The organism is Bradyrhizobium sp. DN3, assembly GCF_041357655.1.
Classification (GTDB): Bacteria; Pseudomonadota; Alphaproteobacteria; order Rhizobiales; family Xanthobacteraceae; genus Bradyrhizobium.
In genome coordinates, this window is record NZ_JAULLN010000027.1 from 16,556 (window position 1) to 31,259 (window position 14,704).

The window sequence follows — 14,704 nt, forward strand, 5'->3', positions numbered from 1 at the left end:
CCCCTTGCGGGAGAGGGTGAAAAGCTTCGCACCATCTCGTGCCCCGAACGCAGTATCGTAGGGTGGACAAAGCGAAGCGTGCCCACCGCTTCTGTTGCGATGTTGGATCGATGGTGGGCACGGCGCAAGCGCGCCTTTGCCCACCCTACGATTCCGAGCTAGCGGATAGAGACCCATCACCCGTCTCGCCGCTATCGCGAGCCCCCTCTCCCGCAAGGGCCCCCTCTCCCGCAAGGGGAGAGGGTAAAAAAGCACGGGCCATGTTTTCGACGTGTGGCTGTGCTAGGGACCGGCCATGCTCGACACCGTCCAACGTCATTCGCAGCCGCAAGCCGGCGCGCCGTCAAACCATCTCGCCGATGAATTCGCCGAGACGTTGCGGCTGGCCGTGCCGATGATGCTGACGCAGCTCGGGCAGATCGCGATGATCACGACCGATCTCGCGATGATCGGCCGGCTCGGCGAGGACGCGGTGGCCGCGGCGGCGCTAGCGCACACGGTCTATTTCGTCAGCTTCACCTTCGGGCTCGGATTGATGTCGGCGGTGTCGCCGCTCGCTGCGCAGGCCTTCGGCGCCGGCGACATCAGGCTGATCCGCCGTTCCTTGCGCGTCGGGTTGTGGGTCGCGCTGCTGATCTCGCTGCCGATGATGGCCTCGCCGCTCTATGGCGAGCAGATCCTGCTCGCGCTCGGACAGGCGCCGGATTCCGCCGCACTGGCCCAGCGCTATCTCAACGGACTGGCCTGGGGCATTGCGCCGGCACTCGGCTTCATCGCGCTGCGCAGCATGATGAGCGCGGTGAACCGGCCGCAGACACCGCTGTGGATCACGCTCGCCGCGATCCCTGCCAATGCCGCGCTGGTCTATGTTCTGATTCATGGCCTGTTCGGCCTGCCGAAGCTCGGCTTGTTCGGCGCGGGGCTTGCGACCACGCTGGTCAATCTCGGCACCTTCCTCGCCGCGCTCGCTATTGCCGCATGGCGAAAGCCGTTCGCGGACTATCACCCGCTCGCCCATCTCTGGCGGATCGACTGGCCCCTGATGCGCCAGCTCATCGCGATCGGCGCGCCGATCTCGTTCTCGCTGCTGATGGAATACGGCCTGTTCTCCTCGGCGGCGCTGCTGATGGGGCTGATCTCGACCACCGCGCTCGCCGCGCATCAGATCGCGCTCCAGGTCACGGCCGTGCTGTTCATGGTGCCGCTCGGCATCGGCATGGCCGCCACCGTGCGCGTCGGCCACGCCTTCGGCCGCAACGAGCCGGCCAGCGTCCGGCGCGCGGGGCTCGTTGCCGCCGTGCTCGGCATTGCGTTCGTCGCGGCCCTGACTGTCGCGATCATCCTCGGCCGCTATGAGCTGGGACGGCTGTTCTTCGGCAGCAGCGAGGCCAGCGCGCCGACCGTCGCGCTGACCGCGACACTTTTGCTGGTCGGCGCGACTTTCTTCATCGCCGATGCGCTCCAGACCATCATGGGCGGCGCCCTGCGCGGCATCAATGACACCCAGATGACGCTTGTGTTCGCAGCAACAGGCTATTGGTGCGTCGGCTTCCCGATCGCCTGGGTCCTCGCCTTCCACGCCAGCCTCGGCGCGGTCGGCGTCTGGATCGGGCTGTCGATCGGATCGTTCGTTTATGCCGGCCTGTTGATCTTGCGCTTTGGCATGCTGACGCGCAAACTGGCGGGATGACAGGCTCGGTTCGCGAAGTCACACCCGATGTCGATGCCGGCGCTGTGCTATCAGGCGCGCAGTTCATCGATGCCTTTCGTGTAGAGGTCGACGCGACGCAATTGAGCGCCCGCGAGGCCTGCACCCGAATGGTGCTGCACGGGCCGCGCTGGATCGATGCGCTGACGCGCTTGCGCAACATCCTGGTGAAACCCTTCGGACTGAAGACGTCAGGCGAAGGTGCTCCGGCTCCGTACGGGATGATCGGCCTGTTTCCAGTGCTGAGCGAAACGCCGGAGCAGCTCATCGCCGGGTTTGACGACTACCATCTCGATTTCCGCGTCGTGGTTGACGTCGCCGGCGACGGGGCGGACCAGCAGGTGACATTGACCACGTTGGTGCGGACCAACAATCTGCTCGGGCGTACCTACCTCACGCTGATCGTACCGTTCCACAAGCTCGTGGCCCGCAGCATGATGGGAGACATCGTGGAGCCGGCCCGATGACGCTGTCCGTCGATCTCTTCTACTCCTACCGCAGTCCCTTCAGCTATCTGGCCCTGCCCAAGACACTGAAGCTCGTCGCCGAGTATGACCTCGCGGTAAACCTGCGGCCGGTCTACCCGCTCGCGGTCCGCGTGCCCGGATTCTTCAAGAAGGCCAGCCCGAACTTCATTCGCTATGTGGTGCTCGACAGCACGCGTGTGGCGCAGCACGAGGGCATTCCGTTCCGCTTTCCAAGGCCCGATCCGATCGTGCAGGACAAGACGACGCTCGACGTTGCGGCGGAGCAGCCTTACATCCACCGCCTGACCCGGCTGGGCGCGATGGCGCAGCTCGAGGGCCGCTCGCTCGAATTCACACATGCGATCGCGCGCGTGCTATGGGACGGTTCGGTGGCGGGATGGAACGAGGGCGCTCATCTCGCGCGCGCGGCCGAGAAGGCCGGCTTCGATCTTGCCGCCATGGATGCCGCAATCACCGCTGACCCGGATCGCTACGAGCAGGTGATCGCGGAGAACGAGAAGGACCACGCCGCGTCGGGACATTGGGGCGTGCCGACCTTCGTGTTCGAGAACGAGCCGTTCTTCGGCCAGGACCGCATCGACCTCTTGGTCTGGCGCATGCAGAGCAAGGGGCTGAAGCGGCGCTAGCTCACTCCGCCACCCGCGCGGGCTTGTCGGCCGCTGCCTCCGACCATTCGCCGACGACGCGGTCGAGATCGCAGAGGTTCTGGTGCATCTGCTCCAAGGAGAAGCCGAGGGCGAAGAAGCGCTCGGCGGTGTCGCTGGGCTGGCCGCGGATCAGACCATCGTGACGGACGGCGGCGACCGCCTCGGCGTAATGCTGGAGCGCAACGTGGACCGGATGGAGCGGCGGCGCGCCGGCGCCCTCCCGCAAGGCCGCAGCGGCCGAGCGCAGGAAGCGGGCGATCACGGTCGAGACCTCCGTCAGCGGAGCTGCGAGCCGCGTCTGCACGTCGGCCGGCAGCGGCACCACAGTGGCGCGGCCAATCATCACGACATCATGCCGCAGCCGCAGGATGGTTCGCAGCAAAGGACCGGTATCCGGCCCGCTCGACAGCCGCGCGGCGCGCTCGCGTTCGGCTTCGGCGCCAATCGCGTTGAGGCTGACCATCGCAGTGCCGATGCCGTCCTGGATCCGGTGCAGCGCGTCGTTGTCGCGGCCGCGCGTGAGGCCCGCGAGCAGTTCGGTGAAAGCATCGGCGATCAGTTCGAGCAGTCTTGCTGCGCTGGCGCGGATCTGCCGCACCGCGCGCGAGGGCAGCACCAGGAAGGAGACGAGCAGGCCCGTGATGGCACCGACCGCGACCTCGCTGACGCGATCGATCGCCGAGGTCATGGGATCGGAGTGATGCATGGTCGGAACCAGGAGCACGATCACGGCGGTGACCGTCGCGGCGCTGAGGCTCGGATTGATCGCGGCGATGAAGGCGAGCGGGGCGACCGAGAGCACCAGAAGCCCCAACAGGCCCGCTTCACCGGAGTACGGGATCAGGATCGCGATGGCGCCGCCATAGATGGCGCCGCCGATGGTGCCGAGCATGTAGTCGCGCGTCGCCTTCAGCGAGCGGCCGACGCTCATCTGGGTCACGATCAGCGAGGTCAGCACCGCCCAGAGCGGCAAGAGCAGATGCAGCGCGGTGGCGATGGCATAGGCCGCTACCGCCGCCACGGTGACCCGGATCGCCAGCCCCAATTGCGTCCGTCGCGCCCGAATCCGGTCGAACAGCTCTCTTGCGCGTGTCATCGTCAACGTCCCGGTCCGATCCTCTTGCGCCAGGCAAAAGCATGGCTGATGCCCGCCCCCGCTAGGCCGCTTGAAAGGCGAAATCAGCCCGCCTAACTTGCCGGCCAAAGCGAGGAAACACGATGGCCCACGAAACCGCAACGCTCGCCGCCTATGTCTTCAATCTGAAATATCAGGATATTCCGGCGGAGGTGCTGGATCGCGCCAAAGTGCTGACGCTGGACTTCCTCGGCAGCGCCATCCGCGCCCGCAGCGAGGCGGAATCGACCCCGTCGATGCTAAAGACGCTGGAAGCGCTCGCGCTCGATGCCAAGGGCGAATCCACCGTGTTCGGCGACAGCAAAACCTGGACGCCGGCGGTGGCGGCCCTGCTCAACGGCGCGCTGGGACATTCGCTCGACTTCGACGACACGCACGCGGATTCCTCGCTGCATCCGAGCGCGCCGGTGGTGCCGGCCGCCTTCGCGGTCGGCGAGATGGTCGGCGCGTCGGGCCGCGACGTGCTGACCGCGATCGTTGCAGGCTATGAAGTCTGCTGCCGGCTCGGCAATGCGCTCGACCCGACCTCACACTACGCGCGCGGTTTTCATCCGACCGCGACCGCCGGCACCTATGGCGCGGCCGCGGCCGCCGCAAAACTGTTCGGCCTCTCCGAGAAGCAGATCATCGCCGCCTTCGGCGTCTCCGGCAGCCAAGCTGCCGGATCGCTGCAATTTCTGGTCAACGGCGCCTGGAACAAGCGCTACCAGGTCGGCGCCGCCGCGATGAACGGCGTGATCGCCGCGACACTGGCGCGCAACGATTTCGTCGGCGCGACGGAATCGGTCGAGGGCAAGCACGGCCTGCTCGCCGGCTACACCGACGATGCGCATCCGGGCAAAGCGGTGGCCGAGCTCGGCAAGAGCTACGAGACGATGAAGATCGGCGTCAAACCCTATCCGAGCTGCCGCTACACCCATGCGGCGATCGACGCGCTGATCGCGATGCGGCGCGAGCACAATCTGACGCCGGACCAGGTCAAGCGTGTCGAGATCGGCCTGCATCGCAACGGCATCACGCTCACCGGCGATGCCGCGACCAAGCGGCATCCGACCTCGATCGTCGGCGGCCAGTTCTCGATGTTCTTCACCGGCGCACTCGCACTCGACCAGGGCTCATTCGGCTGGGACGATTACAACCGCCTTGGCGATGCCGCCATCGACGCCCTCGCCGACAAGTTCGACGTGGTGCAGGACGATCGCCTCGAAATCGGCCGCACCCATCCGTTCGGCGCCCGCGTCAGCATCACAACGGACGATGGCGTGCATGAGCGGCTGTATGCCGATCCCTCGGGCGAGCCGAATTCGTTCCCTGACACGCAGGCGATGCAGCAGAAGTTTTTGACTCTGGCGCGGCCCGTGCTGAACGCGCGCGCGGAGAAGTTTGCGGATGCTATCATGACGCTGGAGCGGTTCGATCGGGTGGCGAAGGCGACGGAGCTGGGGAGGCAATAGCTCGAGCGCGCATGCTCACCCTCCCCTGGAGGGGGAGGGTCGCTTCGCATGAAGCAAAGCGCAATGCGAAGCGGGGTGGGGTGATCTCTCCACACGGGCACTGCTTCAAAGGATAGACCGTCACCCCACCCCGCTCGCGCTGCGCGCGATCGACCCTCCCCCTTCAGGGGAGGGTAAGAAGCGCCGCACCGCTCCTCTCAATCCGCCCCCGCCATTTTCCCCTTCTCGCGCGTTGCGGCCACCACATCGCGCACCAGATCGAACACGCCATCTGCTTCCGGCGGCCAGTTCGGCGAGCGTCCCATGCGCACGATCACCAGCCGCTCGGACGGGATCACGATCGTGTACTGCCCGATCGTGCCCTTCGCGAAGAAGGCATCGCGCGGCCAGCCGTGCGCGATGCGAAACTTCGCGCCAAAGCTGTCGCCCTGGTTGGTCCAGAAGCCGGCACCGATGCCAACCCAGGCCTTCGGCGTGGGCGAGGACGAATAGCTCACCCAGCCCTCGGGCAGGATGCGCTTGCCGCCGGCGACGCCGTCATTGAGATAGAGCTGGCCGAAGCGCGCCCAGTCGCGCGCCGATGCCAGCATCTCGCTCGAGCCCTCGATCGTGCCTGAAGCGTCGAGCTGGAGCGTGACATGGCGCATGCCGAGTGGAACGAACAATTCGCGGCGCGCGAAGCGCAGTGCATCTGCGGGATGTCCGCCGGCCGCATTGCGGATCAGATGCGAGAGCATGATGGTGTTGCCGTCATGATAACTCCACGCCGTGCCCGGCGCGGTCGCGAGCGGCATGCTCGCGGCATAGGCGGCCATGTCATCTTCCACGAACTTCATGCGGTTCACCGGCTCGAAGGCGGAGCTGAGCGAGGCCTGCAACGAGCTGCCGAGCGCCAGACCTGCGGTGTGGCGCAGCAATTGATCGACGCTGATGGCATGGCGCGGGTCATCCGGATGCTTCCAGGCGGCGACCGGCGCGGGCCCGTCGAGCTTCAGCTTGCCCTGGTGCACCAGCACGCCCGTGAGCGCCGAGATCACCGATTTGGTCATGGAGAAGCCGAGCAGCGGCGTCTCCGGCCCGATGCCGTCGGCGTAGCGCTCGGCGATGACGCGGCCCGCCTTCATCACGACGATCGCGCGGGTGCGGCGATAGGGCGGCTGTGCCGGCTCGGCAAAGGCGCGGTCGAGCGCGGTAGCAAGCTCGGGACTTTGCGGCGGCACGATAGCAGGGCTGGCGATCTCAGGCAGCAGCGCGGGCTGCCTGTCGTCCTGCGGCGGCATGACGTCGGCGAGCGGCTCGTCATGCGCGAGCGTGCAGCCGAGCCCCTCGCGATAGACGGCATGGCTGCGGCCGAGGCCAAACAGTGTCACCGTAACGTCCTTGCGCACGCGGTCGACGCGATACTCCATGGCCCAGCTGATCAGGCCGGTGCCGGGCATCGCATCGTTGGTCTCGGTGAAGGTGCGCTGCGGATCGAGGCCGGAGACGAAGGTCTCGGAGCACAGGATGCCGGCGACAAAGCCGGTGGCGATCTTCGGCACGTCGCCGGCGCGGGCTGCGCCGAGCGCGAGACCGGCACAGGCGATGGTGGTGAGGAGGACGATCTTGCGGCGGCGGGTCACGGGCTGTCTCCGGCTTGGGGCGTGTGCCGGAGACGAAGCAGGAGACATGGGATATGTGCTCGCCGGATTTGGAAAATGGCGTGGCTGGATTTGGCCGGGACTGATCGATTCTGAAATAACGCAACAGATCCAACAGCTTGAAAATTGGGCTGGTCTGTCGCACCGGGGACGGTGGACCCTCCTCGCCCCGCTTGCGGGGAGAGGGTTGGGGTGAGGGGGAGCCTCCGCGGGGACGGCGACAGACGGACTCGCGGAGGCTCCCCTCACCCGAAATTTGCTCCGCAAATTCCGGCCTCTCCCCGCAGGCGGGGAGAGGCGAAGAGCCCATCACGCCGTGCTCGCTTTAAGCCGCCGATATTCCGTCGGGGTCACGCCGGTCACCGCCTTGAAGGCGCGGTTGAAGGGGCCGAGGGACTGGAAGCCGGCATCCATGGCGATGGTGATGACGGGGACTTCGGCCTGGGCGGGATCGGCGAGTGCGGCCTTGGCTTCCTCGATCCGGTGATTGTTGAGGAAGACGTTGAAGTTGCGATAGCCGAGGCGCTGGTTGATCAGCCGGCGCAGCCGGTATTCGGGAATTTTCAGCCGATTCGCCAGCACGCCAATGGTGACGTTCTCCTGGCGATAGATCCGCTCGTCCGCCATCAGCCGCATCAGGGCATCGATGAGCTTCTGGTCGGCGGCGTCTTCTGCCGCCGGGGCTTGGCTCAAAACCAGCGGCGGCGCGGCCTCCGCGGCCACCGGAAACAGGTCGGCACCATCGACGCGCATCATCGCATAGGCGATGGCCGCAACGATGCAGGCGAGCACGCCCGCATTGATCGTGTCGGCGAGTTCGCCAACCTCCGTTCCGGCCACGACAATCTGGAGCAGCGCGTTCAGCCCGCCATAGAGCGCGGCCGCGCAGACGATGAAGACGCGAACGCGGCGGCGGCGCTCGACCAGATCGGCCGACCACGAACTGATCGTCTGCACCACCGCGAGCGCAATGAAACCGAGCACGATCAGATTGACGACGGTGACGGCAAGCCGGACGTTTCCGCCCGGTGCGATCCAGAGACAGTTGACGAAGCTGAACGCGGTCACCAGTCCCCAGATCAATCCGTGCCACCAGCGCAAGCGAAACTCGTCGTCGAACAGCGCGCGCGTGAACAGCCAGAACACCACGATGTTGCCCGTCGACAACGCAATCAGCGGCGCATGCCAGGCCGGCACCAGCGACGACACGCCGACCGAATAGCTCGCAGCATGCGCGGCCGAGCCGATCGCGAAGCCAGCGCCGAGCCGGGCTGCCAGCACGTGTCCGAAATCAGAGACGAGCGACGCGCCTAGCACAAGCAGCAGCGCCACGGACGCGGCGCGAAATGCGAGTTCTGTTGCGGCAAATGTCATCGGGCGATGCGACGGTCGCGATTGAAATCAGCCGAACATCCTTCGTCAGGCGTATTTTTTCAAGGACCATCCGCACCACAACTGTCATCGCCCGGCTTGACCGGGCGATCCAGTACTCCGAGACGACAGTGATTAAACCGATTGGCCGCAGCGTACTGGATTCCCCGCTTTCGCGGGGAATGACAGCGGTGGGTGAGGCGATAGTTCTGCACATGGCGCTATTGCGGTCCGCGACGTTGAGCCCAGGCTTTGTCGCGACGGCGCTGCAAATTCCTGCTAGTCTCGCATCCAACAAAGCCAAAAGGAGTCCACCCATGAGCTGGCAACCCTCCAACGATCCCGTGCTCGGCGATCCCATGTCCTGCGATGCGCTCGATCTCGTCATCGTGCCTCGCACGCGCGATCTCGGCGACGGATTTGAGGTGCGGCGCGCATTGCCGCACGGCAAGCGGCAGATGGTCGGGCCGTTCATCTTCTTCGATCATTTCGGACCGGTGCAGTTCGTCTCCGGCAAGGGCATGGACGTGCGGCCACATCCACATATCGGGCTTGCCACCGTCACCTACCTGTTCGACGGCGCGATCATGCATCGCGACAGCGAAGGCAACGTCCAGGAGATCGCGCCCGGCGCGATGAACCTCATGACCGCCGGGCGCGGCATCGCCCATTCCGAGCGCACACCGGACGCGCAACGCGCCTCGGGCCAGAAGATGCTGGGCTTGCAAAGCTGGATCGCGTTGCCGGCGGGATCCGAGGAGATCGCACCGTCGTTCCAGCATTATGCGGCAGGCGATTTGCCGATGATCTCCGAGCGCGATTTTACCGCGCGGGTGATCGCGGGCTCCTCGTTCGGCATCACCTCGCCAGTGTCGATGGTCTCGCCCTGGTTCTACACCGAGGTCACGGCGGCGGAAGGCGCGAGCGTGCCGCTCGATCCCGATCAGGAGGAACGTGCGATCTACCTGGTCGACGGCGAGGTCGAGATCGCGAACGAACGCTACGAAGGGCCGCGGCTGCTGATCTTCCGTCCGGGCGACCGCATCACCGTGAAGGCACTGAAGGCGACCCGGATGATGTTTCTCGGCGGCGATGCACTGGAGGGTCCGCGCCACATCTGGTGGAATTTCGTCTCCTCCAGCAAGGAGCGGATCGAGCAGGCCAAGCAGGACTGGAAAACCGGCCGCTTCGCGGCAGTTCCGCAGGAACATGAGTTCATTCCGCTGCCGGAATAGGCTAATCGGGTTTCCGGCCGCACTGTCAGCCGCGGCCGGATTTCTTGCGTGAAGGCTTTGCCGATGACCACCATGCTCTCCAGCGACCTGCCCCTCCCCAAGATCGGACGCGGCAAGGTGCGCGATATCTACGCCGTCGACGACGACCGCCTGCTGCTCGTCACCACCGACCGCATCAGCGCCTTCGACGTCGTGATGGACGAGACCATCCCGATGAAGGGCGCGGTGCTGACTCAAATCAGCGCGTTCTGGTTCAACGAGCTCGAAGGCGTGGTGCCGCATCACATGATCAGCGCCGACACCGACGCGATCATCGCGGCCGTGCCGGCCTTGATGCCCCACCGCGCCGAGATTCTCGGCCGCGCCATGCTGTGCAAGCGCACCACCGTATTTCCGATCGAATGCGTGATACGCGGCTACCTCTCGGGGTCGGCCTGGAAGGAATATGCCGCGAGCGGCACGCTGGCCGGCGAGAAGCTGAAGGCCGGCCTCGTCGAGAGCGAGAAGCTCGAGCCTGCCATCTTCAGCCCGGCAACCAAGGCCGAGAGCGGCCATGACGAGAACATCACCATCGCGAAGATGCGCGCGGTGGTCGGCGACGAGGTCGCCTATACGCTGGAGAGCATGACGCGCGCGATCTACTCGCTCGGTGAGGAGCTGGCGCGCGAGCAGGGCATCATCATCGCCGACACCAAGTTCGAGTTCGGCCGTGACAAGGACGGCCGCATCATCCTGATCGACGAAGTCATGACCCCGGATTCCTCGCGCTTCTGGGCGGTCGATGCCTACAAGCCTGGCCAGCCGCAGGCGAGCTTCGACAAGCAACCCTTACGCGACTATCTCGACGTCGAGCGCCGCGCCGGCCGCTGGAACGGAGACGCCCCACCGCCGCCGCTGCCCGCCAGCGTTGTGGATGCAACCAGCAAGCGGTATCTCGAAGCTTACAGGCGCGTGACGGGGAAAGAGCTGAAGATTTAGCGCTGCTGTTGCACCTCGCTTCGTCATTGCGAGGAGCCCGCGACAAAATTGCGAAGCAATTTTGCGCTGGCGACGAAGCAATCCAGGCTGTCTCCGCGGAAAGATTCTGGATTGCTTCGCTCGCAATGACTCGGAGAGACTGATGCGCCCTCACACCCCCGCCATCATCACGTATTTGATCTCGACATACTCTTCCATGCCGTGATGCGAGCCTTCACGCCCCAGGCCGCTTTCCTTGACGCCGCCGAAGGGGGCGACTTCCGTGGTGATGAGGCCGGTGTTGACGCCGACCATGCCTGATTCCAGTGCCTCGGCGACGCGCCAGACGCGGCCGAGATCGCGGGAGTAGAAGTAGGAGGCAAGGCCGAACGGCGAGGCGTTGCACATCGCGATGACATCGGCTTCGTCCTTGAAGCGGATGACGGGTGCGAGCGGGCCGAAGGTCTCCTCCTGCGACACCAGCGAGTCCGGCTTTACGTCGGCCAGCACCGTCGGTTCGAAGAACGAGCGTCCGAGCTCGCTGCGCTTGCCGCCGGTGACGACCTTGGCGCCGCGCTTGACGGCGTCGGCGATGTGGCGCTCGACCTTGTCGATCGCCTTCATGTTGATCAGCGGGCCCTGCGTGACGCCGCTCTCGGTGCCGTCGCCGATCTTCATCGTCGCGACCTTCTTCGACAGCTTCTGCACGAACTCGTCGTAGATGCCATCCTGGGCATAGAGGCGGTTGGCGCAAACGCAGGTCTGGCCCATGTTGCGGTATTTCGAGACGATGGCGCCTTCGACCGCGGCGTCGATATCGGCATCGTCGAACACCACGAACGGCGCGTTGCCGCCAAGCTCGAGGCCAAGCCGCTTCACGCCGACGGAAGCCTGCTGGTAGAGGATCTTGCCGACGGCGGTCGAGCCGGTGAAGCCGACGAAGCGAACCGCCGGATGCTCGCACAGGACTTTGCCGATCGGCGGTGCGTCACCGGTGACGATGTTGAACACGCCCTTGGGCACACCGGCCTTCTCGGCAAGAGCCGCGAGCGCGAGCGCCGACAGCGGCGTCTCGTTGGCGGGCTTCAGCACCACGGTGCAGCCGGCCGCCAGCGCCGGCGAGACTTTTCGCGTGATCATCGAGTTCGGGAAATTCCACGGCGTGATCGCGCCGCAGACGCCGATCGGCTGCTTGATCGCGAGCAGGCGCGCATCGCTCCGCTGCGTCGGGATGGTCTCGCCATAGACGCGCCTCGCCTCCTCGGCGAAGAACTCGACATAGGCGCCGCCGATATCGACCTCGCCGAGCGCCTCGGTGAGCGGCTTGCCCTGCTCGGAGGTGAGGATCAGCGCAAGATCCTCGCGATTGGCAACGATCAGCTCGAACCATTTGCGCAGGATATTGGAGCGCTGCTTGGCGGTGAGCTTGGCCCAGGCCGGAAACGCGCGCTGCGCGGCTTCGACCGCTTTGGTGGTATCGTCCGCGCCGAGCTGCGGAACCTTGGCGAGCTCGACGCCGGTCGCGGGATTATTGACGGCGAAAACCGGCGAGCCGACCCAGGCGCCGTCGATGTAACAGGCTTCCCTCAGCAGCGACGGGTCCTTCAACCGGTCGCGCAGATTGGACGAGGCTTGCGGGGCGCGGGCGGCAGTCGGGGTCATGGCGTTACTCCTCAGGGCGCGATCGGATCGGCCCGGAATATAGGGACAGACGGCGCGCAATGCACCGCCCCGCAACGCACATCTGCTGGGAGTTAAACTGAGGGCCGCAGGTCCCTTACCTCTCCCCAGCGGGGAGAGGTCGATTTGCTCCTGGCGATGCGAAGCATCGTCCAGTGCAAATCGGGTGAGGGGGCGCAGGACCACGAAAGAGCGTAGCCCCTCACCCGCGCCTGCGGCGCGACCTCTCCCTACGGGAGAGGTTTGGCATCGCGATCGAGGAAGCAGCTAGGCCGCGCCGCTCAGATAGGTCTCGCGGCGGCCGATCATGCGCTCGGCGGCGGCCTTGGCATCGGCCTTCGAGGAGGTCGCGCAGGTGCGGTATTCGAGATCGGGCACGTCCGAGGTGTCGCGCCGGCCGAACCATGACTTCGAACCGACCGGCAGCAGTGCCAGCGCCTGCGCCAGGTTGTCGACCGCGCCGAAGGAGTACAGCGCGCCGGTGCCGGCGATGCGAACCTCGTAAATGCCGGGCGAGATCGGCGCCTCCAAATTGTCGCCCCGTCCGGGACGGGGATAGCGCTTCCATTCGCTCCAGGTCGAAATCATTTGAGGTCCCCTCGCGGCCGATCAGCAGCCGCCAATTTGCATCAAGTCTTAACGTCACCGGCCAATTGGCCGCGTGCTGAAGCGCCGCAACGCACAAAATGTTTCAAGTGAGTCAAACACGCGAAACATACCGCCAGCGCCCATTCATGGCCACGGCGAGATGCAGCCATCCACCGCAGGTTGTGAAAGAGTGTTGCAGTTCAGCTCCGTTGTCGTCCTGCGTGGAACGCCGACCGTCAAGTCACGACATCGCGACCGGCGCAGGTACATGGATGCGCTTGCCGCGCCGAGCATGCGGGAGGACAATCAATCACTTCCAACAATAATCAAACCGGAGGAAACACGCATGCAAAGCCGAGCCCAGATCGACGAACTTCTGCGCCAGAAGAGCGACGCAAAGGAAATTCCCGGAGTCGTCGCCATCGCCGCCAGCGGTAAAGAAGTGCTGTATCAGGGTGCGTTCGGCAAGCGCGACCTGTCCAAGCCCGATGCGATGACCGCGGACAGCGTGTTCTGGATCGCCTCGATGACGAAGGCGGTGACATCAGCCGGCGCGATGCAGCTGGTCGAACAGGGCAAGTTGTCGCTGGATGCGCCGATCGGTGAAGTGCTGCCCGATCTCGCCACGCCGCAGGTGCTCGAAGGCTTCGATGCCAAGGGCGAGCCGAAGCTGCGGCCTGCGAAGGGGCCGATCACGCTGCGCCACCTCATGACCCACACTGCGGGCTTCTGCTACAACATGTGGAACGGCGATCTCGCGATGTATCTGGAGAAGACGGGGATCCCCGCCATCACCACCTGCCAGAATGCGGCGCTGAAGACGCCAATCATGACCGATCCCGGCACGCGCTGGGAATACGGCACCAATATCGATTTCGTCGGCAAGGCGGTGGAGGCCGTCAGCGGCAAGCGGCTCGATGCGTATTTGCGCGACAATCTATTCGCGCCGCTCGGCATGAGCGACACCGCGTTCAAGATCACCGATAGCATGCGCAAGCGTCTGGTCGGCATGCATGCGCGCGGCGAGGACGGCCAGCTCGCATCGATCCCGTTCGAGCTCGAGCAGGAGCCGGAATTCCACATGGGTGGCGGTGGCCTCTACTCGACCGCGGGCGACTACATCAAGTTCACCCAGATGATTCTCAACAAGGGCCGCGGCAACGGCAACCAGGTGCTGAAGGCGGAGACGGTCGCGACGATGGGACAGAACCACATCGGCGATCTCGCCATGGGCAAGATGACGACGGCGGCGCCGATGTACACCAACGACGTCGATCTCTATCCGGAGCAGGTAAAGAAGTGGGGGCTGAGCTTCCTCATCAACACCGCCAAGACCGCGGAAGGGCGCAGCGCGGGTAGTCTCGCCTGGGCGGGCCTCGCCAACACCTATTACTGGATCGACCCGTCGCGCGACGTCACCGGCGTGATCCTGATGCAGCTGTTGCCGTTCGCCGACGCGAAGTGTTTGGAGACGTTCGCGGGCTTCGAGCGCGGGGTTTATGCCGGGCTCGATGCTGCCGGGAGCGGGCAGAAGGCAGCGTGAGGGGCGCGCACGGCCGCGCAGCTCTCAGCACACGACGACTGTCATCCCCCGCGAAGGCGGGGGATCCAGTACGCCGCGGCCTCTCGGTTCAATCACTGCCGTCTCGGAGTACTGGATCGCCCGGTCAAGCCGGGCGATGACAGCGGAGAATGAGGCGCATATCTGCCTCCACATCGTCATTGCGAGCCACCGGGTCCGCGCGAAGCGCGGCCCGATGACAGGCTCCGCGAAGCAATCCAGTCTGCCGCCGCGGAAAGA

Annotated in this window: 12 protein-coding genes; 7 read left to right on the forward strand and 5 right to left on the reverse strand. The window is 65.4% G+C overall.

Annotated elements, in window-relative coordinates:
- Positions 1-295: 295 nt before the first annotated feature.
- From AAE027_RS31335 to AAE027_RS31345, 3 genes are read left to right on the forward strand one after another with little or no spacing between them, the layout of a single operon-like run.
- Positions 296-1,690 carry an MATE family efflux transporter gene (locus AAE027_RS31335; RefSeq protein WP_370989842.1) on the forward strand — a complete coding sequence of 465 codons (1,395 nt, stop codon included), beginning with the start codon at positions 296-298 and terminating at the stop codon, positions 1,688-1,690.
- A complete protein-coding gene (locus tag AAE027_RS31340) occupies positions 1,687-2,175 on the forward strand; it encodes a DUF2867 domain-containing protein (RefSeq protein WP_370989841.1) in 489 nt (162 codons plus the stop codon). Before AAE027_RS31335 ends, AAE027_RS31340 begins: the two co-directional genes overlap by 4 nt.
- A complete protein-coding gene (locus AAE027_RS31345) occupies positions 2,172-2,822 on the forward strand; it encodes a 2-hydroxychromene-2-carboxylate isomerase (protein ID WP_370989840.1) in 651 nt (216 codons plus the stop codon). The genes AAE027_RS31340 and AAE027_RS31345 overlap by 4 nt, the downstream gene beginning before the upstream one ends.
- 1 nt (position 2,823) lies before the next feature.
- Here the strand turns inward: AAE027_RS31345 and AAE027_RS31350 are convergent, their stop codons facing one another.
- Complete coding sequence (locus tag AAE027_RS31350) at positions 2,824-3,939, reverse strand: FUSC family protein (protein ID WP_370989839.1); 1,116 nt, start codon at positions 3,937-3,939, stop codon at positions 2,824-2,826.
- A 122-nt stretch (positions 3,940-4,061) separates the two neighbouring features.
- Here AAE027_RS31350 and AAE027_RS31355 point away from each other — a divergent pair, with 122 nt between their 5' ends.
- Positions 4,062-5,432, forward strand: coding sequence for an MmgE/PrpD family protein (locus AAE027_RS31355; protein WP_370989838.1), 1,371 nt, complete (start codon positions 4,062-4,064; stop codon positions 5,430-5,432).
- A 197-nt stretch (positions 5,433-5,629) separates the two neighbouring features.
- On the opposite strand, the gene AAE027_RS31360 is transcribed toward AAE027_RS31355, so the two are convergent.
- Complete coding sequence (locus AAE027_RS31360) at positions 5,630-7,054, reverse strand: serine hydrolase domain-containing protein (RefSeq protein WP_370989837.1); 1,425 nt, start codon at positions 7,052-7,054, stop codon at positions 5,630-5,632.
- 327 nt (positions 7,055-7,381) lie between these two features.
- Positions 7,382-8,446, reverse strand: coding sequence for a helix-turn-helix domain-containing protein (locus AAE027_RS31365; RefSeq protein ID WP_370989836.1), 1,065 nt, complete (start codon positions 8,444-8,446; stop codon positions 7,382-7,384).
- 314 nt (positions 8,447-8,760) lie between these two features.
- Here AAE027_RS31365 and AAE027_RS31370 point away from each other — a divergent pair, with 314 nt between their 5' ends.
- Both AAE027_RS31370 and AAE027_RS31375 read left to right on the forward strand, forming a co-directional pair.
- Positions 8,761-9,678 carry a pirin family protein gene (locus AAE027_RS31370; RefSeq protein WP_091898191.1) on the forward strand — a complete coding sequence of 306 codons (918 nt, stop codon included), beginning with the start codon at positions 8,761-8,763 and terminating at the stop codon, positions 9,676-9,678.
- Between the two features lie 63 nt (positions 9,679-9,741).
- Complete coding sequence (locus tag AAE027_RS31375) at positions 9,742-10,656, forward strand: phosphoribosylaminoimidazolesuccinocarboxamide synthase (protein ID WP_370989857.1); 915 nt, start codon at positions 9,742-9,744, stop codon at positions 10,654-10,656.
- Positions 10,657-10,806: 150 nt separating this feature from the next.
- On the opposite strand, the gene AAE027_RS31380 is transcribed toward AAE027_RS31375, so the two are convergent.
- Together AAE027_RS31380 and AAE027_RS31385 are read right to left on the reverse strand one after the other, a co-directional pair.
- On the reverse strand, positions 10,807-12,297 hold the full coding sequence (locus tag AAE027_RS31380) for an NAD-dependent succinate-semialdehyde dehydrogenase (protein WP_370989835.1): 1,491 nt from the start codon (positions 12,295-12,297) through the stop codon (positions 10,807-10,809).
- Between the two features lie 285 nt (positions 12,298-12,582).
- Positions 12,583-12,903: a hypothetical protein gene (locus AAE027_RS31385; RefSeq protein ID WP_091898185.1), complete on the reverse strand. Its 321-nt coding sequence runs from the start codon at positions 12,901-12,903 to the stop codon at positions 12,583-12,585.
- A 346-nt stretch (positions 12,904-13,249) separates the two neighbouring features.
- On the opposite strand from AAE027_RS31385, the gene AAE027_RS31390 reads away from it, so the two are divergent.
- Positions 13,250-14,446 (forward strand): serine hydrolase domain-containing protein, encoded by a 1,197-nt coding sequence (locus tag AAE027_RS31390; RefSeq protein WP_370989834.1) that lies wholly within the window; start codon positions 13,250-13,252, stop codon positions 14,444-14,446.
- The last annotated feature ends 258 nt before the right edge of the window (positions 14,447-14,704 follow it).